We start from the raw sequence: 255 nt of genomic DNA on the forward strand, positions 1-255 counted from the left end.
GATCACCACTTGTACCACCTTCACCAACTTTATAATTAAATTCTGGTTTAGAGGCATCTGCAATACCACGAGGAACAGCCGGGCTGTACAGGTTCTGTGAATTGCAGGAAAGTCCTCCAAGAGAGACATCCAGGATCAAGGAAAGATCTACTGCAAGGACATTTAGAATGTCATTGCAGGCACAGCCGCCGTGTTGCCACGTCACCGTTAAATCGCCATCAATGCTTATACTGAGGAAATTAAAGCCCACTCCTC

1 protein-coding gene is annotated in these 255 nt (G+C 46.3%); it reads right to left on the minus strand.

The features are described 5' to 3' along the window. A partial coding sequence (locus EUU22_RS25675) for a hypothetical protein (protein WP_205687937.1) occupies nt 1-255 on the minus strand: 255 nt, incomplete at both ends.

The sequence above is a fragment of the Ciceribacter ferrooxidans genome (assembly GCF_004137355.1).
In the GTDB taxonomy this organism is placed as follows: Bacteria; Pseudomonadota; Alphaproteobacteria; order Rhizobiales; family Rhizobiaceae; genus Allorhizobium; species Allorhizobium ferrooxidans.